Here is a 23,224-nt window from a genome sequence, read left to right on the forward strand (position 1 = left end):
TCACTCCTGGACGCAGATGTGCAGTTCGTCGAGATCCTGCGCCGGCACCTGCGAGGGAGCGCCCTCGAACAGCGCACGCGCCGCCGTCGTCTTCGGGAACGCGATGACATCGCGCAGGGACTCGGCGTTCGAGAGGATCATCGCGATGCGGTCGAAGCCGAAGGCGATGCCGCCATGCGGGGGGGCGCCGGCGCGCAGGCCTTCGAGCAGGAAGCCGAAACGGCGCTCCTGCTCGGCGGGCTCGCCGATGCCCAGCAGCTGGAACATGCGGGCCTGTACGGCGGGGTCCGACGTGCGGATCGAGCCGCCGCCGAGCTCGGTGCCGTTGAGCACGCAGTCGTACGCGAACGCGCGCCAGGTCTCGGGCGCGTCCGGCCGCGACGCCATGTCGTCCGTGTTCGGCGAGGTGAACGGATGGTGCACGGCCGCCAACGCACCGGTCTCCGGATCCTTGTCGAACATCGGGAAGTCGAGCACCCAGAGGAACTCGCGACGGTTCGGATCGGCGAGGTTGAGTCGCGCGGCGCACTCCTGACGCACGCGATCCAGCGCCGGGCTCGAGATGCGATCCGCGCCCGCCACGGCGAGCAACAGGTCGCCCTCGGCGAGCCCGAGCGAGCTTGTGGCTTCGGCCGGCAGGAACTTGGCCAGCGGTCCTTCGAGCTTGCCCTCGGCCAGCTTGAGGCGCACCAACCCGCCCGCGCCGGCGCCCTTGGCGATGGCTTCAAGTTCGTCCACCTGCTTGCGGCTCCAGGTTGCCGCGCCGGGCACCACGATGCCGCGCACGCGGCCACCTGCCGCGATCGCCGACTGGATGATGCCCGACTCGCTGCCGCGGAACGCCGCGGTCAGGTCGCGGATCTCCAGGCCGTAGCGCAGGTCCGGCCGATCGCAGCCGTAGCGCTCCATCGCCTCCGCGTAGCTCATGCGCGGGAACGGCGTCTGCACCGCGATGCCCGCCTCGGCCCACAGCGCCTGCATGAGGCCTTCGGCCATCGCGATGATGTCCTCGCGGGTGATGAACGAGGCCTCGATGTCGATCTGCGTGAACTCCAGCTGGCGGTCCGCGCGAAGGTCCTCGTCGCGGAAGCAGCGCGCGATCTGGAAGTAGCGGTCGAAGCCGGCGCACATGAACAGCTGCTTGTAGATCTGCGGTGACTGCGGCAGCGCGAAGAACTCGCCCGCGTGCATGCGGCTCGGCACGAGGAAGTCGCGCGCGCCTTCCGGCGTCGGCTTCGTAAGGATCGGCGTCTCGAGCTCGAGATAGCCCTGCGCGCTCAGGAAGTTGCGCGTCACCTGCATGAGGCGATGCCGCAGCACGAGGTTGCGCTGCAGCTCCGGACGGCGCAGGTCGAGCACGCGATGCCGCAGGCGCAGGTCTTCCGACGGACGCTTGGCTTCCTTGTCGAGCGCGACCGGAATCGCCGGCGTCGTCGCCGGCCCGACCACGCGGATGTCGCTCACGCGCACCTCGATCTCGCCGGTGGCCATCTCCGGGTTCTTCAGGCCGTCCGGGCGCGGGGCGACCACACCGTCGACGAGCACGGCGCACTCGAGTCCGATGCCCACGGCCTTGGCGATGACATCGGCGGCAGTCCAATGCGGATTGAACGCGAGCTGCACCAGCCCCTCGCGGTCACGGAGGTCGATGAACAGCTGCCCCCCGAGGTCGCGGGACTTGTGCACCCAACCACCCAGCGTGACACGCTGGCCGTTGTGCGCGAGGCGCAGGGCTCCGCCAAGGTGCGAGCGAAGCGTAGTAGCGAGCGGATCGACAGCGGTCACGGAAGCGGGCGGCGGCGAGGCGTGAGGAAAGGGACGAAGCGGACGGCGAGAACCCCGAGGCCGGCGCCGGCGGTGTCGGCGACCCAGTCGGCGAAGCTCATGGATCGACCCGGGATGAAGCTTTGATGCCATTCGTCCACGGCACCGAGCAACGAGACGCCCGCGAGCACGGCGACAAGCGTTGTCAGCCGGCGAGGGGTCAGCGTCGCGCGCAGCGAGAGCGCCGCGAGGATGGCGTAGGCGCTGAAGTGGGCGACTTTGTCGAGGCCGAGGCCGTCCGGCCCCAGCACGAGCTTGGGCCAAGAGGTTCCGACGAGGACGATCGCCAACCAGAGGACGGGAGGGGTCCAGCGGGCCGCGGCACGGGGTACCGCGGCAGGGGGACTCGCATCAGGCATTGAAGACGTAAATCTAACTCCCACAGCCACTTGGTGGAAGTCACAGCACATTGCTTCCTGTACCAGAATCCGGTACTCTGCAACATGCTGAATTTGCTCGACTTGGCCCCCGCAGACGCCGAACGCACCCTGCGCGACTTCGCCGTGGCCCACGGCGAGAAGCCGTTCCGCGGCAGCCAGGTGGTCCCGCACCTGTGGCAGAAGCCCGTCGCCAGCTTCGAGCAGATGACGGACCTGCCCAAGGCCTTCCGGGACTTGTTGGCGCAGCACTTCACCCTGCCCCGCCTCGAGCTCCTGACGGAGCAGAAGTCCGTGGACGGCACGTGCAAGTTCCTGTTCAAGCTCGCCGACGGCCAGAGCATCGAGACGGTCGCCATTCCCGACGGCGATCGCATGACGTTCTGCATCTCGTCGCAGGTCGGCTGTGCCCTCAAGTGTGCGTTCTGCGCCACGGGTGTGATGGGCTTCGCCCGGAACCTGACGGTGAGCGAGATCGCCGGGCAGGTGCGCGAACTCGCGCTGCTCGATCCGCCCGTCCGTGCGACCAACATCGTGTTCATGGGCATGGGGGAGCCGCTCATGAACTGGAAGGCGGTGGAGCACGTGCTCACCGTGCTGAACGACCCGAAGGGCTTCGGCATCGGCGCGCGGCACATCACCGTCTCGACGGTCGGCGTGCTGCCCGGCATCATCGCGCTCGGGCAACGCAAGGAGCAGTTCCGCCTCGCGATCTCGATCCACGCGCCGAGCGACGAGCTGCGCGGCGAGCTCATGCCCGTGAACATCAAGTATCCGCTGGCCGACGTCATCAGGGCGGCGGCGGAGTTCGACCGGCGCGTCACCTTCGAGTACGTGATGCTCGGCGGCGTGAACGACAAGCCCGAACATGCCGACCAGCTGGCCAAGCTGGCGCGCGACTGCGGCGCCTTCGTGAACCTGATTCCGCTGCATCCCGGCGGTTCGATGGGGTTCACGCCCACGCCGCCGAATGAGATCGCGAAGTTCGCGCGCCGCATCCGCGACCGCGGCGTCGAGGTGGCGATCCGGAAGAGCCGCGGCATGGACATCGCCGCGGCCTGCGGGCAGCTACGGGTGGAACGTCTCCGCCGGCGGCCGCCAGGCGCGTCCGAGCACGACCGTGAGGTCGAGGTAGCGTGAACTGTCGGGGCGCGCGACGACGCGCGCCCCACCCAGCGCCCGTGCCGCGAGCTCGCCCCAGTCCATGCGGCCGCTGTGCACGTAGACGACGCTCGAGTCCACCTTCTCGCTGCTGTTGCCCGAACCGACCACGTCGAAGCCGAGGTCCCGCAGCGCGAAGGTGCCGCGTCGCGCCAGGCCGCGGACGTCCGTGCCGTTGAGCACTTCGGTGCGGATGCGCAGGCTGTCGGGGACCACACGCGCGACGCGCGACGCCTGCGGGCGCGCCGGGCCCGCTTCGCCATTCGGCCGCGCATAGCGCCACAGCAGCGCGGCCGCCGCGACCACGCCGAGCGCCAGCAGGATCCAGCGTCCGCGGATGCGCCTTACCGGACGAGATTCCATAGCGCCACCGTCTCAGGGAACAACGCCTTCCCCTCCCGCACCGTCCACTCGATCCGCATGCGCACGACCTGGCGGAACACGCCGTCGAAGTCATGCGCCAAGTGGTCCGCGAGGAAGGCGCGATCCGCGCGGGCGAACTGCCGCCCCGGCTCGAGGAAGTCCGCCATGTAGAGCGCCCGCCCCACGCGCGACCAGCCGGCGTAGCCGACGGTGTGCCAGCGAATCGCGTCAAGCACGTCGCGGCGCGCCTCGCCGTCGCGTTCGAGCCGCGCGGCCGCGGCGGGACCGTGCAGCGTCTCCACCGGACGATCCGGCCCGTCGGCCAGCGCCCGCAGCGTCTCGGGGGCGGCGTCGCGCAGCGCATCGTGCCAACGCCCGGCATCGTGCCACGCCTGGGCCTCGTCTGCGGTGAGGCGCAGCTGCGCAGCCCAGCGGTCGAGCAGCGCCGTCACACGCGCGATGTGCGCGCGGCGCTTCTCGCCGACTTCGGCCCACGCGGGCAGTACAGGGTCGCTCATCCGGTCCTCGTGACGCGCTGGGTCAAGACGCCGAGGGCGCCGACGACGTCACGCAACTCGGTGGTGGCCCGTTCGAGGCTCCGCAGCGCATCCGCCTGCCCCGCCACCGAGGCGCTGACGCTGGCCAAACCCTCGCGATTGCGCGCGACGATGGCTTCGAGACGCGTCAAGCGTTCGCGCATCCGCTCCACGTCGCGGCGCTGCTCCTCGGCACTCCCGGCGATACGCGCCGCGTTCAATGCCGCGGCTGCCGTGCCCTCGACGATGCGTCCGAGTGCCTCGCGCGAGCCGGCGCTCCGCGCCTCGGCGTCCCCCACCAGCGACTCGCCGCGCGCCATCAGCTGCGCGGTCTGCTGCATCTGGTCCTCGAACCCCTTGAGGGCCCGCTGTGCATCGTCGGCCGCCCGCCCGCTCTCGTCGGCGAGGGCGCGCACCTCTTCGGCGACGACGGCAAATCCCCGCCCCTCGTGCCCCGCGCGCGCCGCCTCGATCGCCGCGTTGAGCGCGAGGAGGTTCGTCTGCACAGCCAGCTCGCGAATCACGGTGATGAATCCCGTGACCTCGCGCATCGTTGCGCCAAGCGTCGTCACGCGCGCGGCGCTCTCGGCCGTGAAGCCCTTGGCGTCGAGCAACTGCTGCAGCGCGCCTTCCACCGCCGCGCGGTTCTCCGCCGCCACCGACGAGGCCTGCCGCGTGCCGTCGTGGGCGGCGCCGGCATCCGTCGCCACGGCACGCGTGCGCTCGGCCAGCGCCCGCATGCTCCCCAAACCTTGGGTGAGCTGTTCCGTCTCTTCCTGCAGGCCCCGCTCGATCTCCGCGACCGCGCGCACGACGCCATCGCCACCGCCGCGCAGCGCGCGCGCCGATTCCGTGAGCGTCGCCACCTCCTGGGTCAGGCGCTCCACCGTCGCGACCAACGGCGCCCGCAGGTCCATCAGGTGCAGCGTCGTCGCCAGCTGCTGCGCCACCCGCTTGAGGAGGACGCCCTCCTTGGCCCCGTAGGCGCCGCGCTTGGGCGTATCCAGCTCCAGCAACCCGATGAGCCGATCGCCGAAGGTGAGCGGCGCGACGGCGCGCGACGCCGCATCCGCACGCGAGCGCTCCACACGCGCATCCCGGTTGGCGTCGGCGAGCAGCAGCACCTCGCGCGACGCGAGCGCCTCGCTGCGCAGGCGCTCGCCGTCTCGGGGTGCCGCCTCCGGCACGGCCAGGAAGCCGTCCCCCGTGCGATAGATCACCGTCGCCTCGCGTCCGTCCCAGCGGAGCACGCGCAGTTCCTTCCACTCCAGCAGGCGATACGCCATGCGCTCGAGTCGCGCGATGGCCGAGCCGACCGTGGCGTCGGCGGCGACCGCCGCCTCCATCGCCAGCACGGTGTTGAGCTCCTCCGCCGCAATGCTCTCCTCGAGGATGCGCTTGAGCAGCAGCCCGGCGAAGCCGAGCATCACCGCGACCAGCGCGACGCCCGCCGGCTCCAGCGTGTGGATCGCCGCCAACATCGCCGTCAGCACGAACGTGCTCGCGCCGAGTCCGATCACCTCGTAGCGCAAGATCAGCGACCGCTCCTCGGGCGAGAGCTTGTCGCGCACGATCAATGACAGGTACTGCAGCGTACGCGCCAGCGCGAAGTGGACGACGACGAAAACGACGATGGCAGGCGCCTCGCCGAGCAGTCCCTCGCCGCCGGTGGCCATCGGTCCGCGAGCCCAGGCGTACCATCCGAAGGCGGCGAGCAGCGCCAAGGCTTCGCGCGAGGCGTTGATCCAGGCCGGCAGGGCGCCGCGACCGAGCAGGACCCCATCGGCCAGCATCACGCCGACGGCGACCGCGAGCGCGGCCGCCGCGGGCCCCGCGAGCAAGGTGCCGCCCACCGCGACCATTCCAAGGACGCCGACGAACGTGAACTTGGTGACGGGCAGGTGGAAGCGGCGCGCCAGCGTCGCCGCGACGATGAGGCCCAGCGTGAGCAGCGGATGCTCCCACCAGCGCGGATCGAGCAGGCACGCGGCGAGCACGGCCGCGGTGCCGAGCGGCGGCGTCGTCGTCCGGTAGACGACGATCGCGTTCGTCATCGCGCGTCCAGGGCGGCGCGGATGTCGCGCACGAGCGCGAGCGCGGCGTCGACGCCCTGTTGCTCGAGCGTCTGCACGAGCGCCGAGCCCACCACCACGCCGTCGGCGAGCGTCGCCACGCTGCGGGCCTGCTCCGGCGTCGAGATGCCGAAGCCGACGCAGATCGGCAGGTCGCAGACGGACCGCAGGCGGGCGATGGTCTCACCGAGATCCGCGGCCACGCCCTGATGCACGCCGGTGACACCGAGGCGGCTGATCAAGTACACGAAGCCGCTGCCGTGCTTGGCGATCTCGGCCATGCGCTCGCGCGGCGTGGTCGGCGCGACCAACCGCACGAACTCGAGTGGACCGCCGCCGAGCCACGCCTCACGCTCGGGATCTGCCGCGACCGGCAAGTCGGTCACCAGCACTCCGCTCACGCCCGCATCATGCGCGCGCTGCAGCACGCCGGGCCCCGCCTTCATGAGCGGATTGAGATACGAGAACAGCACCACCGGTGCCGCAGGCCGCGCTTCGGCGATGATCGCCAGGGCACGTTCGAGCGTGACGCCCTGTGCCAGCGCCCGCTGCGAACTGCCCTGGATGATCGGGCCGTCGGCCAGCGGATCGGAGAATGGAATCCCCACCTCGAGCACGTCGCAGCCGGCGGCCGGCAGCTCACGGATGAGGCGCACGGAATCGGCCGGCGTCGGGTGTCCCGCAGTGACATAGCAGACGAGCGCACGGCGCCCTTCGGCGCGCAGCGCACGCATTCGGTCAGTGAGCACGATCTCAGACGAAGTAGTCGCCGACCTTGATGCCGTAGCGCTCGGGGTCGGCAGTCTTGATGATGGACTTCTTGAAGGTCCCCGCCTCGTCCTTCTCGGCGAGGTCGAAGAGGCGCCCCGGGTGCTCGATGTTGCCGAGGTCGTCGCTGATGATGCGCACGATGGGCCGGGAGAGCATTTCGGGGATCGGATTGACGGCATGCACGATTGCCAGCTCGAAGGAGTCGAGCACCACCAGCGTGCCGACCGGATAGATGCCCAGCAGCGCGACGAAGGCCTTCACGACCACCGGATCCATGCCGCGGCGCGGATTGTCGCGCATTTCCTGCAGCACCTGCGCGGGCGAGAGCGGCACCGTGGTGTACACGCGCCGCGACGTCGCGGCGTCGAAGGCGTCGGCCACGGCGACGATCTTGCTGTAGAACGTCATCTCGGCGATGCGCAGCGAGCGCGGATAGCCCGTGAGGTCGCGCTTCATGTGGTGCTGGTAGGCCACCATCATCGAGCGATACGGGAACTCCGACTGCTCGCGCAGCTGGAAGAGCGCGAGCACGCCCAGCCACGGGTGCGCCATGACGAGGCGCCACTCCTCTTCCGCGAGCGCATCGGGCTTCTGGATGATGTCGATCGGCACTCGCGACTTGCCGATGTCGTGGAACAGCGCCGTGAAGCCGAGGTCGTAGAGCTGGAGGCGGGTCAGGCCGAGGCGCCGGCCCAGCGCGATCGAGAAGATCGACACGTTGACGCAGTGCGTGAACGTGTAGTCGTCGTAATCGCGGATGGTCGTGAGGCCGACCAACGACGTCTCGTCCGTGAGGATCTGGTCGACGATGCCCTGCACCACGCGCTTGATCTTCTTGACGTTGGGGCTCTGCCCCATGCGCACGGAGTTCAGGACTTCCTTCGTCGTCGTCACCGACTGCTGGTAGGTGCGCTTGGCGCGTTCCTTGGCCTCGCCCTCGTCCTCGGGGTTGTCGTCGCTCTCCGGCGGCGGCGCGAGGTCGAACACGCCGACGTTCGTCTCGTTGAGCCGCGTGTTGAGCAGCTCGAAGCGTTCGCCCGCCGTCTTGCCCTGCGGGTTGATGAGGAACGAGAGCAGCACCGTCCAGTCGCGCACCGTCGGCCGGTCCACGAAGCGGATCTGGCCGACGCCGGCATCGCGGCAGCGGTTGAGGAGGAACGAGAAGCTCGTGTAGTTGTCGAGGTCGAGCTTCATGCGGGTCGCGTTCAGGAACAGGAACTCGCCCGCGAGCCGGAACTCGCACTCCCCGTCGCCGTCGATGAGCTCGGCGGACAGCTTCGTGAGGTCCTCGAGGCCCTTCTGCACGACGGCATTCTCGAGGGGATACATCTTGAGGTTGCGCAGGGCGACGTAGAACGCCGTCACCCAGGTGCGGCCGATGCGGCGCACCGTGCCCTCGCCGAGGCCGACGGCCCCGAGCGCCTGGGTGTTGCGCGCGACGCCGCTGAGGCGGCCGTCCGGCGGCGTGCCCGTCATGTGGCGCTCCCCGCCGCGGGACCGCGCAGGGCGCGTGTCACGGCGTTGCGGACGATCACGTCCTTGTCGTTGGCCGACTTCTGCAGCACGGCACGCGAGGCGTCGCTGTTGATGCGGCCGAGGGCCACGGCGGCACAGGCGCGCAACTCAGGGTCTTCCTTCTTGGCGAAGAGCCCACCCTTCACCGTGAGGATCGGGTCGAGTGTGGCGATGCCCGCATCGCCGCAGATGCTGCCGTAGTACTCGAAGAGCGCGATGCGCTCGGTGCGGTCCATGTCCTTCGTCCCGCCGCCGGTGATGATTGCCTGCACTTTCTGCAGGGCCGGCCGGTGCGTCCGCGCGGTCAGCGCACGGATCACCGTGAGCCGGATGTCGCGCTCCGGATCGAGCAACGCCGCCTCGAGGGCGCTCAGCGCGCCCGGCGTGCCGATATCCATGAGGGCGGTGACGCAGGCCGCGCGCACCGGCCGCTCCGCACCGCTGGCCAGCACCTCCCCGAGCGACGGCACCGCGGCCGCCGTGCGCATGGACCCCGCGCGGCGGATCGCCTCGCGGGCCACCGAGGTCTTCGCATCCTTCACCAGCCGGACCAGTTCGCTGGTGTTCGACTGCGCGAGCCGCTCGGCGCTGGCCTCGAGCAGCGGCTTGAGCTCGGTGTTCTGGCTGCGGTCGATGAAGTCGAGGATCGTGCCGAGCGCCGTCGGCTTCAGCTGCGCGAAGAGCTGGATCAGGTCGTCCTTCGCCGGTAGGCGCGTCGACTCCTCGAGCGCCTGGATCATCTGGCTCAGGGCGTCCGGGTGCGAGAGCCGATCCGACAGCTTGCCGAGGCGCTCGCGCTCCTGCGGGCGCACCTCGCGGGCACGCTGCATCGTGCCCTCGATCTCCTTGAGGAGATACGCCACGTTGCTGAACTGCCCGGCGGCCAGCATGTGGATGACCAAGGCCTCGAGGTCGCCGACGATTTCCTCGCGCACGAGGGCGTCGACTTGCAGCTCGAAGATGTCGAGCAGCGCCTGCAGCACGAGCTTCCGGAGGTCGAGGGCGTACTCGCGCTCCGTCTCCTGCCGCAAGTACTCGATCTCATTCGGGTCCAGGAAGTACAGCGTCGCATCGAAGTCGTCCATCGACACGATGCCGGGCGGGCGCGGGGGCTTGGCGCCGTCGCCCGCCTTGCCCTGCTCCTCCGTCGTCTCTTCCTGCCCCTCGTCAATCGCCTGCTTCGCCTCTTCAATCGCCTGCGTCGGCGGCTCGAAGGCTGCGCCCGCAGGCGCCGGCCAGCGGCCCGCGTTCGCGTCGGGGTCCAGCGGCGCCGCGGGATCGTTGATCTCGACGTAGCGGTACTTCAGGCACTGGAAGTCCTGCTCCCAGAGCAGCGTGAGCAGGTCGTCTTCATGCGGCTGCGCGTGGCGGACCTTCGGGATGATGGCGAGGAACCGCTCCATCTCCTCGTCCTCGAAGCCCGGGAACCAGATCATCTCGCGCAGGCCGTCCTTGAACAGCAGCCACGGCAGCGAATCGCCGCCCTTCTCGGGATGCGAGTTGACCACGACCCCGTACCACTTGAGCTCGGTATCGGTCACCTGCAGCACGAGGCTGCCCATGTGCTGCCACAGCGGCGCGAGCGCGGCCTTGGCAGCCGCCATCGCCTTCTGGTGCTGGGCGTTGTTCGGCAGGTAGAGCTGGTAGGCCTTGATGGCCTTGTCGAAGACGCGCAGCGCGTCCTCGACGACCGCCGGCGGACACGGCGGGGCTTCGACGGTTTCGGTCGCGGCCGGGTCGGTCACGCGTGCCGCACCCCGCCTGCCAAGACCTCGGCCACTTGGGACACGTCCTTGTCGCCGCGTCCGCTGACGCAGAGCAGGATGCAGTCGTCGGCGGCGAAGCGGCCCGCCTGCTCCGCGATCCACGCCACCGCGTGCGACGTCTCGAGCGCGGGGATGATGCCCTCGAGGCGGCTCAGCAACTCGAACCCGCAGAGCGCCGCCCCGTCGGTCACCGCCACGTACTGGGCACGACCGCTGTCGCGCAGGTACGAGTGCTCGGGTCCCACGCCGGGATAATCGAGGCCGGCGGAGATGGAGTGCGCCGGATGCACCTGGCCGTCTTCGTCCTGCAGCAAGTAGCTCAGCGTGCCGTGCAACACGCCGGGCACGCCGTGCGACAGCGACGCCGAGTGCCGCCCGGTGTCGAGACCTTCGCCCGCCGCTTCCACGCCCACCAGCCGCACGGCAGCGTCATCCACGAAGGCATGGAAGATCCCCATCGCGTTTGACCCGCCTCCCACACAGGCCACCACGTGGCTGGGCAGCCGGCCGGCCCGCTGCAGCATCTGCGCCCGCGCCTCGCGGCCGATGATCGCCTGGAAGTCGCGCACCATGCGCGGATACGGTGCGGGCCCGACCACAGACCCGATGATGTAGTGCGAGTGCTCGCAGGTTGCGACCCAGTCCCGGATCGCCTCGCTCGTGGCGTCCTTGAGCGTGCGCGTACCCGCCGTCACCGGCACGACCGTCGCGCCCATGAGCCGCATGCGGAAGACATTCAGCTGCTGCCGCCGCATGTCCTCCTCGCCCATGTAGACCACGCACTGCAGGCCGAGGCGCGCGCACACCGTGGCGGTCGCGACGCCATGCTGGCCCGCACCCGTCTCGGCGATGATGCGCCTCTTGCCCATGCGCTTGGAGAGCAAGGCTTGGGCCAGCGCGTTGTTGATCTTGTGCGCGCCCGTGTGATTCAGGTCTTCGCGCTTGAGCCACACCGGCACGCCGACGCGTGCGCTGAGGTTCGGGGCCTCGGTGAGCGCGGACGGACGCCCGACATAGGTCTCGAGCATGTGCGTGAGCTCGCCGGTGAAGGCGGGGTCCGCCAAGGCCTCGGCGAGCGCGACCTCGAGTTGGTCGAGCGCAGGCACCAGGGTCTCTGGGACGTAGCGCCCACCGAAAGCTCCAAACCGATCCGTCGCGACCTGCGTCATTGCACCTCGTGCGCGCGTACCGTCTCCGCGAACGCGCGCATCCGTTCAGGGTCCTTGATCCCGGGCGCGGATTCGACGCCCGACGATACATCTACTATATCAGCGGGAACCGTTCGCAGCGCGGTCGCGACATTCTCCGGCCGGAGCCCTCCTGCCAACACCACGCGCCCCCGCCGCCGCAGACGCGCCACCGCAGGCGCCACGGCGGTCCAATCGAGCGCGACGCCCGTCCCTCCCAACTGCCCCGGCACCGCCGCGTCCAGCACGATCGCGTCGATGCCGTCGCCGTACCAATCGGCCGCGGCTTCGACGTCGCGCACGTCCGAAACATGCTTCACCGCCCAGACCCGCCCATCGAACGCCGCCCGCAATCCTACCCGGTGCTCTCGCGATTCGCCATAGGACAATTGCACGACTTCCAGTGCTGCGGCGCGCGCAATCGCCAGCACCTCGTCGACGCCCTGCGCACCGAACACACCGACCCGCCGCGTACCGCTGCCGACGGTGGGCGACAGCACCTCGCTGGCCCGGGTGGGATCGAGCAATCGCGGACCGCCGGCGAAGATGACGCCGGCGAACGCCGCGCCCAATCGCACCGCCTCCGCAGCATCCACCGAGCGCGTGAGCCCGCAGAACTTGACCTCAGCCACGACCGGTCCGCGTCACCGCGGCCAGGGCGCGCAGCGTTCCTTCGACATCCGCGGCCACCGAAAGGGACGACCCGACGAGCACCGCGTCCGCGCCGAGTGCCGCAGCGCGCGCGACGCCGGCGGCATCCGTGATGCCGCTCTCGTAGACCGCCACGCGATCGGCGGGGACCAGCGGAATCATCCGCGCGCCGACCTCCGGCTCGATCACCAGCGTCTCGAGATCCCGGTTGTTGACGCCAATCACCGCCTGCGGGATGCCCACCGCCCGGGTGAGCTCCGCCTCGTCGCGAATCTCGACGAGCGGGGTCAATCCGAGCGCCGTGGCCGCCGCACCTAGCTCCGCCAACTCGGAGGGATCAAGGGCACGCGCAATGAGCAGCACCGCGGAGGCCCCGTAGGCACGCGCCTCGAGCAGTTGGACCTCGTGCGTGATGAAGTCCTTGCGCAATAGCGGCACGGGCACGGCCGCGCGCGCATCGCGAAGGTCGGCGAGACTGCCCCCGAAGCGCGACGGTTCGGTGAGAATCGACAGCGCGGCGGCACCGCCGGCGACGTACCGGCGCGTCCGGTCGGCGGCATCGAGTGAGGCATCCAGAGTGCCCTTGGACGGCGAGCTGCGCTTGAGCTCCGCGATGACCGCCACCTGTGGACGCCGGAGCGCCGCCGCGAAGTCGGGGACCGGCCCCGCCTCGCGGACAATTGCCTCAAGCTCCGCCCGTCCGAGCGCGCTCTCGCGCGCCCGCATCCGGGAGCGCTCGGTGAGCTCCCCCAGCGGACCGGTGGGCGGGGTCCAACGTCTGGCTTGTGCTTCGGGCAATGTTCGGATACCGTTACTTCGGGTCGTGTTCGGGCGTCTACCCACGTCGGGCCCCCGGCCCACGACCTCACATCCACCCACGCAGGGGCGATCGCGATGCCGCTCACCAAGGTCCAGCGCAAGATCCTCGACTACCTCCAGAGCTATTCGTCGGAGCACGGCTACGCGCCGAGCTTCGAGGAGATCGCCGAGGCTTTCAACTATAACTCGCTGGCGACGGTGCACGAGCACTTGTCCAACCTCGATCGCAAAGGCTACATCCGGAAGTCGTTCAACGAGTCCCGGGCCATCGAGATCCTGCCGAGCGAGGTGTTCCCCAAGGCCATCGAGCTGCCGATCCGCGGCTCCGTCGCCGCCGGCCTGCCGCTCGAAGCCTTCGAGTCGTCCGAGACCATCGCCGTCCCCGATGCCTTCGTGCGCCGCGCCGGGGAGCACTATGTGCTCCGCGTGCGGGGCAACTCGATGATCGAGGAACAGATCAGCGACGGCGATTACGTCGTGGTGCACGATCGCCCGTCGGCCGACAACGGCGAGATGGTCATCGCCATGCTGGAAGACAACGGCGCGACCGTGAAGCGCTTCTATCGTGAGCGCGACGGCCGCATCCGCCTCCAGCCCGCCAACGCCACGATGGAGCCGATCTATGCCCGCGCCGAGGACGTCCAGGTGAAGGGCGTGGTCGTCGGCGTGATGCGGCGGTACTGAGCGCGGTCCGCGCGCGCCGCTACTTCGTCACGCAGGCGCGGCGCAACCGGCCCAACGCATCCCACCCTGCTCCAGCCGCAAGGGCCTCGCGCGCCAACGTCACACCGGCCGCGAGGTCCTTCGCCTTTCCGGCGACGTAGAGCGCCGCGCCCGCATTCAGCACCACCGCCGATTCTGCACCCGGCCGGCCCTTGCCGAGCAGGACGCGCTCGACGATCTCGGCGTTCTGCGCCGGCTCGCCGCCCCCGAGGTCAGCCGGCACGCAGGGTGCCAGCCCGACCTCCTCGAGATGGAACTCGTAGCGGCGCACCGACCCGCCCTGCAGTTCGATGACCGTCGTCGAGCCCAGCGGCGAGATCTCATCCATGCCCGGCGCGCCGTGCACGACCAGCGAGTGGACCGTGCCGAGTTCCGCGAGTGCGCCAGCGATGAGCTCGAGCCGCGTCGGGTCGGCGACGCCGATCACCTGACGCCCGGCCATCGCCGGGTTCGCCAGTGGCCCAATCAGGTTCATCACCGTCTGGATGCCCATCTCGCGGCGCACGGGCCCCACGTGGCGCATGGCCGGGTGCATGGTCGGCGCGAACATGAACACGATGCCGGCCTCGTCGAGCACCTCCCCCATGCGCGCCACCGGCAGGTCGATCGGCACCCCCAGCGCCTCGAGCACGTCGGCGCTGCCGGACTTCGACGTGAACGAGCGGTTGCCGTGCTTCGCGACGCGCACACCCGCGCCCGCCGCGAGGACCGCCGCCGCGGTGGAGATGTTGAACGTCGTCACGCCCCCGCCGCCCGTGCCGCAGGTGTCCACCAACTCGTCCGGCCGTGGGACGTCGAGTCGCGTCATCGCCGTGCGGAGCGCACGCGCGGCGCCCGCGACTTCGCTGGCGCGCTCCCCGCGCACGCGCAGGCCCATCAGCAACGCGGCCATCTGCGCCGACGTGCCCTCGCCGCGCATCACGGCGTCGAAGGCCTGCGCCGCCTCGTCGCCCGAGAGCGTCTCGCCCGCGACGAGGCGCTTCAGCACACCCTGGATGACCGGCGAGCTCACGCCGCGCTCCCGAGCAGCCGGTCCGGCAGGCGCGCCTCCGTGGCCACGAGCGAGATCACGAGCCCGAGCAGCCGCACGCGTTCGACGTCCTCCTCGACGAACAAGCCGCGTTGCGCGCGGTTGGTGAGGTTGACGACGCCGATCAGCGTGTCGTGCCGCACGAGCGGGAACGAGATGAACGAGCCAGTGGTCAAGTATTCGTCCTTCAGCAGCGGATGGGTGGCCGCTTCCTGCACGTCGACGACGAGCATCGGCTCGCGCGAGGCCGCCACGCGCCCGACGATGCCCTGCCCGATCGCCACGCGGTGACCGACCTGCACATGAGGTGCCAAGCCGCGCGCGGCGGCGAGGTACAGCGTGTCGCCCGCGGGATCGCGCAGGAAGATCGAGCAGCGCAACGCCTGCATGTCGTCGCCGAGCAGCGTGAGCAGGCCGTCGACCAGCGGCCGCGCGGCCGCCGTGGACGCGGACAGCGAGAGCACGCGGTCGAGCAGATAGAGCGTGCGCGTGCGCTGGCGCAGCGCCTCCGAGCGCCGGTGCAGTTCCACATGCGCCTGCTCCAGTTGCCCGATGCTCGCCGTGAGCTGCTGCTCGAGGACCGTGAGCTGGCGGGCGCTGCGGCGCGCCTCCTCGGTGCGCTTGGCGTCGTCCCGCTCCCGCGCGAGCCGCGTCGAGGCGCTTTCCGCCTCGAACTCGCTGGTCTGCCGCTGGATGCGCGCCTCCAGCTCGGCCAGGCGCGCGAGGTAATCCTGGTGCACGCGCTGCGTCACGGCCTCGAGCGTCCGCACCGCTTCGGCCCGCGAGTCCTGCTCGACGAAGCGCGCCACCGCGAGCTCGAACAGCGCCGCCAAGGGCCCGAGCCGCTCGGTGACGCGGGTGCCGAACACGCGCTTCGGCTCGACCGCCGCGAGGATCGCCACCAACTGCCGCTCGTGCCGGATGCCGCGCAGCAGGAGCAGGCCGCCCGGTTCGGGCTCGGGCAGCCGCAGCAGGCGTGCGTACGCGGCTTGGTCCTCGCCCACTTCGGCGAAGCTCCCGCCCTCGGCCACCACCCGATGAATGTCCACCGGCAGCTGCTCGACCGACGTCTCCATGCCCTCGCGCTCGATGCGTCCGTTCACGGCACGGGCGCGCTCGCGGATGAGCCCCGTACGCGGATCCACGTGCAGCAGGGCGAGCACGGTGTCGCGGTCACTCTCGGTCAACGCGTCGGACAGGCGCACGAAGGCCTCGTCCGCGTTGGCGGCGGCGCCGAGGGCGTAGGCGAGGGCGGGGAGAGTGCGGGCGAGCATGGGGCGGGTTGCGAAGCATCACCGCAGGCGCGACAGGTGTCAATCGCGAGCGCGGGCGCATGCGCGTTCCTTGAAGGAACCTGCTGGGACGGATTAGCTTTCACCCGATGGCGGAGCGCACCCTGCAGCTGGTCCTGCACTACGATGGCTCGGCCTTCGCGGGTTGGCAGGTGCAGCCGGGGCAGCGGACGGTGCAAGGCGAGCTGGAGCGGGTGCTGGGCGGGCTCTGTGCGGCGCCGGTGCGGGTGACGGGTGCGGGCCGGACGGATGCGGGGGTGCACGCGCGGGGCCAGGCGGCGGGGATCACGGTCCCGGCGCACTGGACGGCGGAGAAGATGCGACGGGTGCTCAACGACAAGCTCGGCGGCGACGTGTGGGTCGCGGCGGCTTTCGAGATGCAACCCCAGTTCCATGCCCGCTTCAGCGCGACGGGACGGCGGTACAGCTACACGGTGGGACTCGATGCGGGGGCCGCGTCGCCGTTTCGGCGGCGCTGGGAGCTCCCGTGGGATCGGGACCTCGACCGTGAGTTGCTCGCCTGGTGTGCGGAGCGGCTGATGGGTCGGCACGCGTTCTACGGCTTCGCGGTGCGCGGGACGGCACCCGAGACCGACGATCACGTGTGCGAGGTCCGGCTGGCACGCTGGCGTGCGGTGACGCACGACGACGTCCGGCAGCTCGTGTTCGACGTCGCCGCGAACCGCTTCCTGCACCACATGGTGCGGTTCCTCGTGGGGACGATGCTCGCCGTGGCGAGCGGTGCGCGGCCGAAGGAAGACTTCCCGGCCCTGCTGACCGCCGCGGCGAACGACGAGGTCGCTCCGCCCGCTCCTCCCGCGGGGCTCTGCCTCGAGCAGGTCGACTACCCGCCGGACCTCTACCTCGAACCGCCGACCGTGTAGATGCGCCTCTACCTCGCGACCGTGAACCCGAAGGAGATTGCCTGGGCCGAAGCGGCCGGGCTGCTCGACGGCATCGTCGCGACCCCTGCCGTCCTGGCCGCCGAACTCCCGCAGGCCGACCCGCGCGAAATCCTGAAGGAACTGGCCGACGACTCCACGCGCCCCGTCTTCGCGAGCGTGGGCTCGCTGGAGACTGACGAGATCGTGCGCGGCGGCAAGGACCTGCGCCGGCTGAACGAGCACGTCATCGTCGCGATTCCCTTCGTCGAGGACGCGCTGCCGGCGATGCGTCGCCTCTCTGCCGACGGCGTGCGCGTGGCCGCCACGCTGGTGCACTCCGTCGCCCAAGGACTGCTCGCCGCGAAGGCAGGCGCCTCGATGGTCGTCGTGCCGGTGGACGCGCTCGAAGCCGTCGGGGATCGCGCCGACCTCACCATCCGCGCCCTGCACGACGCGTTCGCGCGCGCGGCGGTCGAGTGCGACGTCGTCGTCGCCGGTCCGCCGAATGCCGCACGCTTCGCCGAGTTGGCCACGGCCGGCGCGGATGCCGCCGTCGTGCATCCGGACGCGCTGCGCTCCTTCCTCCAGCACCCGCTCACCGACCGCGGCATCGACCGCTTCTTGGTGGACGTCAGCCGTCGCGCGCGCCCGCGCCGCAGCAAGTGATCCGCCTCATGCGCCTCGTCTCAGTCCTCGGGCTGCTCAGCCTCGCCGTCGCCTGCGAAGGCGCGTCGCCGAGCATCTCCGACGCACAGGGCTCGCCGCCCGCCGCGCAGCAACTGCTGCCTGCCCCCGATCCGCGCCCCGACGCCATCAACACCTCGCGGCGCACCGCCATCACCGAAGCGGTGGCGCGGGTCGCGCCCGCGGTCGTGACCGTGCAGACCGAGCGCGTCGAGCGCACGGCCGTGACGCCGTTCGATGCGTTCTTCGGCGTGCGCTCCGGCAGCCAGGTGGTGCCGGGCCTGGGCTCTGGCTTCATCGTGCGCAACGACGGCGTCATCGTGACCAACGCACACGTTGTCTCCGGGGCCAGCAGCGTGCGCGTCGCCATGCGCGACGGCACGATCTATCCGGCGCGCGTCGTCGGCGAAGATGAACTGAACGACCTCGCGGTGCTCAAGATCGAAGCCAGCGACCTCCCGACCGCGCCACTCGGCACCTCGCGCGGCATGCTCATCGGCGAATGGGTCGTCGCGATCGGCAATCCGTACGGATTCCTGCTCGGCAACTCCGAGCCCAGCGTCACGGCGGGCGTCGTGAGCGGCGTCGGCCGCAACCTCACCGGGCGCGGCGATGGTCCGGGCGTCTACGTCGACATGATCCAGACGGACGCGTCGATCAACCCCGGCAACTCCGGCGGTCCGCTGATCAACGCGAGCGGCGAAGTCGTCGGCGTCAACAGCTCGATCTATACGCCCACCGGTGGCAGCATCGGGCTGGGCTTCGCCATCCCCATCGACCGCGCGCGTCGCGTGGCCGAAGACCTGTTGGCGCACGGCGCGGTGCGGCGCCCGTGGATCGGCGTGAAGGTGCAGCAGTCGGGGGCCACCGCCGCCCGCGGCTCGCTGAACAGCGGCGCGACCATCGAGACCGTCGTGCCTGGCTCGCCCGCCGAGGACGCGAACCTGCGAGTCGGCGACGTGATCGTCCGCTCGCGTGACCGGCAGATCCGCAATCCCTACGACTGGGAGGCGGAGCTCCTCGAACTCCGCGTCGGCGAGACGGTGGACTTGATGGTACGCCGCGGCGCCCGCGAGCAACGCATCGTGGTGCGCGTCCGCGACCTCCCGGACGTCGGCGCCGAGCGCGTCGCCGTGCTCCGTGAGCTCGAACTCATCTCGCTGACGCCGGCCATCCGCGCCGACCGCAGCCTGCGCTCCGAACGCGGGGCCCTCGTCGCCAAGGTCAGCGACCGCGTGTCGCAGGACCTCGGCATCCGCACGGGGGACCTCATCATCCAGATCAACCGGACGCCGGTGGCCGACGCGCAGGAGACGGCGCGCGTGCTCGAGTACTACATCGGCCGCGGGCCGATCCGCATGTTCTTCGAGCGCGGCGGCGCCATCTACCACACTGATTTCCGCATCCGATGAGTCACGCCTCGTACCGCTCCCCGCTCGCCGACCGCTACGCCTCGCCGGCGATGCTCGAGTTGTGGAGCCTGCAGACGCGCCATGGCCTGTGGCGCCGCCTGTGGCTGGCCCTCGCCGAGTCCGAGCGCGACCTCGGTGTCGCGATCCCCGCCGACGCGCTGACGCAGATGCGCGCGCACCTCGACGACATCGACTTCGACAAGGTCGCGGAGTACGAGAAGCGCTTCCGGCACGACGTGATGGCGCACATCCACGCCTTCGGCGACGTCGCCCCGGCGGCGAAGGGCGTCATCCACCTCGGCGCGACCAGCTGCTTCGTCACCGACAACGGCGATCTCATCCAGATGCGGCGCGGGCTCGAGCTGCTGCGCGCGCGTCTCGTCTCGGTCATCCGCGCGCTCTCGGCGTTCGCCAAGCAATGGAAGGCCGAACCGGCCCTCGGGTACACGCACCTGCAGCCGGCGCAGCTGACGACGGTCGGCAAGCGCGCGACGCTGTGGCTGCAGGACCTCGTGCTCGACCTCGCCGACCTGGATCATCGCCTCGCCAACATCCCGATGCGCGGCGTGAAGGGCACGACGGGAACGCAGGCCAGCTTCCTCGAGCTCTTCGGCGGCGACCACGCGAAGGTGCGCGAGCTGGACCGTCGCGTCTGCCAGGCCATGGGATTCCCGGGCTCGATCCCCGTCAGCGGCCAGACCTACTCGCGTAAGCTGGACCAGCAGGTGCTCGACGTGCTCGCGGGCATCGCCGCCAGCGCGGCCAAGTTCGCCAGCGACCTGCGCATGCTGCAGAGTTTCGGCGAGATCGAGGAGCCCTTCGGCAAGGAGCAGATCGGCTCCTCGGCCATGGCGTACAAGCGGAACCCGATGCGTTCCGAGCGCATCAACTCGCTCGCGCGCTTCGTGCTCAGCATCGCCGGCACGGCCAACGAGACGCACAGCGTACAGTACTTCGAGCGCACGCTCGACGACTCGGCCATCCGCCGCATCACGATCCCCGAGGCCTTCCTGGCGACGGACGCGATCGTGATCCTGCTCGAGAACATCGTGACGGGTCTCGAGGTGCATCCGGCGCGCATCCGCGCCCGCATCAACGAGGAGCTGCCGTTCATGGCCACGGAGGCGCTGATCGTGCGCGCCGTGAATGCCGGCGGCGACCGCCAAGCCGTGCACGAGGTGATCCGCGTGCACAGCATCGCCGCGGCCCGCGCGATGAAGGACGAGGGCAAGCCGAACGACATGCTGGAACGACTCGCCAAGGACCCGGCATTCCCGGTGCCGAGCGAAGACCTCGCCGCCGTGACGGACCCGATGCGCTTCGTGGGCCGTGCGCCGCAGCAGGTGGACGAGTTCCTCGCCGAGGTCGTCGACCCGATCCTCGTGGCGGCCGGCGAGGCCGCGCCGCCCAAGGAAGAGGTCCGCGTATGACGTCGTTGCTCGTCGGCCAGACCACGCTGCCCCTGCCGCTCATCCGCCGCGGCAAGGTGCGCGACGTCTACGCCGTCGGGGAGGAGCACGTGCTGCTCGTGGCCAGCGACCGCGTCAGCGCCTTCGACATCGTGATGCACGAGCTGGTGCCCTACAAGGGCGCCGTGCTCACGCAGCTCACGGCGTGGTGGCTGCGCCAGTTCGCCGGCGAGGTCGCGAACCACATGGTCACCTGCGACGTGGACGAGATCGTGGTGCGCGCGCCGGGCATCAGCCTGCACCGTGACGAACTCGCGGGCCGGGCGATGCTCTGCGTGCGGACGGAGGTCTTCCCGGTCGAGTGTGTCGTGCGTGGGTATCTCGCGGGTTCGGCGTACAAGGAGTACCGCGAAACGGGCACGCTCGCCGGCGAGCGCCTGCCGAGTGGCCTGCAGGAGAGCTCGCGCTTCGATGCACCGATCTTCTCGCCGGCCACCAAAGCCGAGTCGGGGCACGACGAGAACATCACCGTCGCACAGATGGCGACGGTGCTGGGCGCGGACGTCGCCGTCGAACTCGAGGGCCGCGCGCGGCTGGTGTACTCGCGGGGCCGCGACCTCGCCGCCACGCGCGGCATCATCATCGCCGACACCAAGTTCGAGTTCGGACGCGATGCGGACGGACGCATCCTGCTCATCGACGAAGTGATGACGCCCGACAGCTCCCGCTTCTGGCCGGCTGACCAGTGGGCGGAAGGCAGCGCGCCCCCGAGCTTCGACAAGCAGCCGTTGCGCGACTGGCTGGCAGCCGAAAAGGCGGCCGGCCGCTGGGACGGCGACGCACCGCCGCCGACACTCCCCGATGACGTCGTCGCCGCGACGAGCCGCCGGTATCTCGAGGCGTTCGAACGACTCACCGGCGCTCCGCTGGACCTCACCCGCCTCCCCTGAGCGCCATGGCCCGACGCCGTCGCTTTCCCCGCCCGTCACTCGTGATGCTGCCCAACGGCTTCACGCTGGCGAACCTGTTCTTCGGCATCTTCGCGATCGTCGCCGCCTCGCGCGGCAACCACGTGCAGGCCGGCTGGTACATCGTGTTCGGCGGCTTCTGCGACATGCTCGACGGCCGCATCGCCCGCGCGACCAACACGGGCAGCCCCTTCGGCGAGGAGCTGGACTCGCTCGTCGACGCCATCTCGTTCGGCCTCGCACCGGCGCTGATGATGTACTTCGCCGTGCTGAAGCACAGTGGGTGGGATTGGATCCTGGTCTGGCTCTTCTGCGCCTGCGCGGTGATGCGCCTCGCGCGTTTCAACGTCGAGTCCGCGGGCAAGGCAAAGTCGTACTTCAAGGGCTTGCCGTCGCCGGCCGCCGGCGGGACGCTCGCGACCTACTATTGGTTCAGCCAGACACCGCTCTACAATGAGACCTTCATCAGCGGCTGGCCCTGGGAGACCATCCTGCGCTTCCTGATGGTCGGGCTCGCGCTCCTGATGATCTCCAACGTGCCCTTCCCGGGCTGGCCCAAGTTCACGTTCCGCACGGTGCACGGCGCCGCGGCCATCGTGGTCTTCGTGTCCAGCATCTTCGCGCTGTTCTTCCTGCCGAAGGAATTCTTCTTCCCCTTCGGCGTGCTGTACGTGCTCACCGGCTTGGTGCTGGCGGTGCTGCGCGGCGTGCTTGAACTCCCGTCGCCGTTCGATGAGCCGGATGAGCTCGACGCGGATGGCGACTCCCTTGCCGAGGAATCCCCGTCGTGACGAAGTACCGCGTTGCCGTCCACATCGTGCCCCGCAAGGGCCTGCTCGACCCTCAGGGCAAGGCCGTCGCCGGTGCGCTCCATACCTTGGGCTACGCCAACGTCGCCGACGTCCATGTCGGCCGCCACCTCGTGATCGAGACCTCCGCGGCCGATGCCAATGCCGCCGAGGCCGCCGTGAAGGAGATGTGCACCCGCCTGCTGGCCAATCCGGTCACCGAAGACTACGAGATCGCCGCGGTGCAGCCCGCATGAAGGTCGGCGTCGTCTCCTTCCCCGGTTCGAACTGTGACGAGGATGCGCTCCTCGCCATCGTCGAGCGCCTGCATGAGAAGGCCGTGATGCTCTGGCACAAGGATCACGACCTGCAGGGCGCCGATGTGATCATCCTCCCGGGCGGATTCTCCTACGGCGATTACCTGCGCGCCGGTGCCATCGCGCGCTTTTCGCCCATCATGCAGGAAGTCGTCGCGCACGCGAAGAAGGGCGGGCCCGTCATCGGCATCTGCAACGGCTTCCAGATCGCCTGCGAGGCCGGCCTCCTGCCCGGTGCGCTGATGCGCAACGAGAACCTGCAGTTCCGCTCCATGCCGGTCACGCTGCGCGTCGAGAACACCGACACCGTGTTCACCGGCAAGGCCACCAAGGGCCAGTTGCTCACCATGCCCATCGCGCACGGCGATGGCCGATACACCGCCGACGCCGAGACCATCAAGCGCCTGGAGGGCGACGGCAAGATCGTCTTCCGCTACGTGAACGCCAAGGGCGAGGCCACGGCGGATGCCAATCCCAACGGCGCCACGAACAACATCGCTGGCGTCACCAACGCCACGGGCACGGTGGTCGGCATGATGCCCCACCCCGAACGCGCCCTCGAACCCTTGCTCGGCTCTACGGACGGCCTCGTGCTCTTCGAAAGCCTCCTCGCCGCCGTCAACGCATAGCAGTTCGCTCACGTCTCACATCTTACATCTCACATCTGCACCTGAG

At 70.0% G+C, this 23,224-nt stretch carries 23 protein-coding genes; 10 read left to right on the forward strand and 13 right to left on the reverse strand.

Features of this window, described 5'->3' with window-relative positions:
* Positions 1-1,785, reverse strand: a complete 1,785-nt coding sequence (gene aspS, locus Strain318_RS07995) for an aspartate--tRNA ligase (protein WP_367885183.1) — start codon at positions 1,783-1,785, stop codon at positions 1-3.
* On the reverse strand, positions 1,782-2,183 hold the full coding sequence (locus Strain318_RS08000) for a VanZ family protein (protein ID WP_367885184.1): 402 nt from the start codon (positions 2,181-2,183) through the stop codon (positions 1,782-1,784). The genes aspS and Strain318_RS08000 overlap by 4 nt, the downstream gene beginning before the upstream one ends.
* A gap of 84 nt (positions 2,184-2,267) precedes the next feature.
* Between Strain318_RS08000 and rlmN the strand changes: the two genes are divergently transcribed.
* Entirely contained in the window at positions 2,268-3,341 is a 1,074-nt protein-coding gene (rlmN, locus tag Strain318_RS08005; protein WP_367885185.1) for a dual-specificity RNA methyltransferase RlmN, read from the forward strand.
* On the opposite strand, the gene Strain318_RS08010 is transcribed toward rlmN, so the two are convergent.
* The 9 genes from Strain318_RS08010 to Strain318_RS08050 are packed head-to-tail and all read right to left on the reverse strand — an operon-like array spanning position 3,270 to position 12,949.
* Complete coding sequence (locus Strain318_RS08010) at positions 3,270-3,725, reverse strand: LytR C-terminal domain-containing protein (RefSeq protein WP_367885186.1); 456 nt, start codon at positions 3,723-3,725, stop codon at positions 3,270-3,272. The genes rlmN and Strain318_RS08010 overlap by 72 nt on opposite strands.
* Positions 3,707-4,243, reverse strand: coding sequence for a hypothetical protein (locus Strain318_RS08015; RefSeq protein ID WP_367885187.1), 537 nt, complete (start codon positions 4,241-4,243; stop codon positions 3,707-3,709). Before Strain318_RS08015 ends, Strain318_RS08010 begins: the two co-directional genes overlap by 19 nt.
* Entirely contained in the window at positions 4,240-6,315 is a 2,076-nt protein-coding gene (locus Strain318_RS08020) for a methyl-accepting chemotaxis protein (protein WP_367885188.1), read from the reverse strand. The genes Strain318_RS08015 and Strain318_RS08020 overlap by 4 nt, the downstream gene beginning before the upstream one ends.
* Complete coding sequence (gene trpA, locus Strain318_RS08025; protein ID WP_367885189.1) at positions 6,312-7,082, reverse strand: tryptophan synthase subunit alpha; 771 nt, start codon at positions 7,080-7,082, stop codon at positions 6,312-6,314. The genes Strain318_RS08020 and trpA overlap by 4 nt, the downstream gene beginning before the upstream one ends.
* Positions 7,083-7,086: 4 nt before the next feature.
* Complete coding sequence (locus Strain318_RS08030; protein ID WP_367885190.1) at positions 7,087-8,580, reverse strand: HD-GYP domain-containing protein; 1,494 nt, start codon at positions 8,578-8,580, stop codon at positions 7,087-7,089.
* Entirely contained in the window at positions 8,577-10,364 is a 1,788-nt protein-coding gene (locus tag Strain318_RS08035) for a HEAT repeat domain-containing protein (RefSeq protein WP_367885191.1), read from the reverse strand. The genes Strain318_RS08030 and Strain318_RS08035 overlap by 4 nt, the downstream gene beginning before the upstream one ends.
* Complete coding sequence (gene trpB / locus Strain318_RS08040; RefSeq protein ID WP_367885192.1) at positions 10,361-11,554, reverse strand: tryptophan synthase subunit beta; 1,194 nt, start codon at positions 11,552-11,554, stop codon at positions 10,361-10,363. Before trpB ends, Strain318_RS08035 begins: the two co-directional genes overlap by 4 nt.
* Positions 11,551-12,204, reverse strand: a complete 654-nt coding sequence (locus Strain318_RS08045; protein WP_367885193.1) for a phosphoribosylanthranilate isomerase — start codon at positions 12,202-12,204, stop codon at positions 11,551-11,553. The genes trpB and Strain318_RS08045 overlap by 4 nt, the downstream gene beginning before the upstream one ends.
* A complete protein-coding gene (locus Strain318_RS08050; protein WP_367885194.1) occupies positions 12,197-12,949 on the reverse strand; it encodes an indole-3-glycerol phosphate synthase TrpC in 753 nt (250 codons plus the stop codon). Before Strain318_RS08050 ends, Strain318_RS08045 begins: the two co-directional genes overlap by 8 nt.
* A 168-nt stretch (positions 12,950-13,117) precedes the next feature.
* Here Strain318_RS08050 and lexA point away from each other — a divergent pair, with 168 nt between their 5' ends.
* Positions 13,118-13,726 carry a transcriptional repressor LexA gene (lexA, locus tag Strain318_RS08055; RefSeq protein WP_367885195.1) on the forward strand — a complete coding sequence of 203 codons (609 nt, stop codon included), beginning with the start codon at positions 13,118-13,120 and terminating at the stop codon, positions 13,724-13,726.
* 19 nt (positions 13,727-13,745) lie between these two features.
* Here the strand turns inward: lexA and trpD are convergent, their stop codons facing one another.
* Together trpD and Strain318_RS08065 are read right to left on the reverse strand one after the other, a co-directional pair.
* On the reverse strand, positions 13,746-14,777 hold the full coding sequence (gene trpD / locus Strain318_RS08060; RefSeq protein ID WP_367885196.1) for an anthranilate phosphoribosyltransferase: 1,032 nt from the start codon (positions 14,775-14,777) through the stop codon (positions 13,746-13,748).
* The gene (locus tag Strain318_RS08065) at positions 14,774-16,069 is read right to left on the reverse strand and encodes a GAF domain-containing protein (protein ID WP_367885197.1); all 1,296 of its coding nucleotides are present in this window, start codon (positions 16,067-16,069) and stop codon (positions 14,774-14,776) included. Before Strain318_RS08065 ends, trpD begins: the two co-directional genes overlap by 4 nt.
* A 107-nt stretch (positions 16,070-16,176) precedes the next feature.
* Here Strain318_RS08065 and truA point away from each other — a divergent pair, with 107 nt between their 5' ends.
* Genes truA through purQ form a run of 8 tightly spaced genes read left to right on the forward strand, consistent with a single transcriptional unit; the run spans position 16,177 to position 23,178 of the window.
* Positions 16,177-16,971 carry a tRNA pseudouridine(38-40) synthase TruA gene (gene truA / locus Strain318_RS08070; RefSeq protein ID WP_367885198.1) on the forward strand — a complete coding sequence of 265 codons (795 nt, stop codon included), beginning with the start codon at positions 16,177-16,179 and terminating at the stop codon, positions 16,969-16,971.
* Entirely contained in the window at positions 16,972-17,637 is a 666-nt protein-coding gene (locus Strain318_RS08075) for a transaldolase family protein (RefSeq protein WP_367885199.1), read from the forward strand. It abuts the gene before it with no gap.
* Between the two features lie 8 nt (positions 17,638-17,645).
* Complete coding sequence (locus Strain318_RS08080; RefSeq protein ID WP_367885200.1) at positions 17,646-19,067, forward strand: trypsin-like peptidase domain-containing protein; 1,422 nt, start codon at positions 17,646-17,648, stop codon at positions 19,065-19,067.
* Entirely contained in the window at positions 19,064-20,497 is a 1,434-nt protein-coding gene (gene purB / locus Strain318_RS08085) for an adenylosuccinate lyase (RefSeq protein WP_367885201.1), read from the forward strand. Before Strain318_RS08080 ends, purB begins: the two co-directional genes overlap by 4 nt.
* Positions 20,494-21,426, forward strand: a complete 933-nt coding sequence (locus Strain318_RS08090; protein ID WP_367885202.1) for a phosphoribosylaminoimidazolesuccinocarboxamide synthase — start codon at positions 20,494-20,496, stop codon at positions 21,424-21,426. The genes purB and Strain318_RS08090 overlap by 4 nt, the downstream gene beginning before the upstream one ends.
* Positions 21,427-21,431: 5 nt before the next feature.
* The gene (gene pssA / locus Strain318_RS08095) at positions 21,432-22,235 is read left to right on the forward strand and encodes a CDP-diacylglycerol--serine O-phosphatidyltransferase (protein WP_367885203.1); all 804 of its coding nucleotides are present in this window, start codon (positions 21,432-21,434) and stop codon (positions 22,233-22,235) included.
* Positions 22,232-22,489: a phosphoribosylformylglycinamidine synthase subunit PurS gene (gene purS / locus Strain318_RS08100; RefSeq protein ID WP_367885204.1), complete on the forward strand. Its 258-nt coding sequence runs from the start codon at positions 22,232-22,234 to the stop codon at positions 22,487-22,489. Before pssA ends, purS begins: the two co-directional genes overlap by 4 nt.
* Positions 22,486-23,178, forward strand: coding sequence for a phosphoribosylformylglycinamidine synthase subunit PurQ (gene purQ / locus Strain318_RS08105; RefSeq protein WP_367885205.1), 693 nt, complete (start codon positions 22,486-22,488; stop codon positions 23,176-23,178). The genes purS and purQ overlap by 4 nt, the downstream gene beginning before the upstream one ends.
* Positions 23,179-23,224: the final 46 nt, after the last annotated feature.

The sequence above is a fragment of the Pseudogemmatithrix spongiicola genome, from assembly GCF_030623445.1.
Taxonomy (GTDB): Bacteria; Gemmatimonadota; Gemmatimonadetes; order Gemmatimonadales; family Gemmatimonadaceae; genus Pseudogemmatithrix; species Pseudogemmatithrix spongiicola.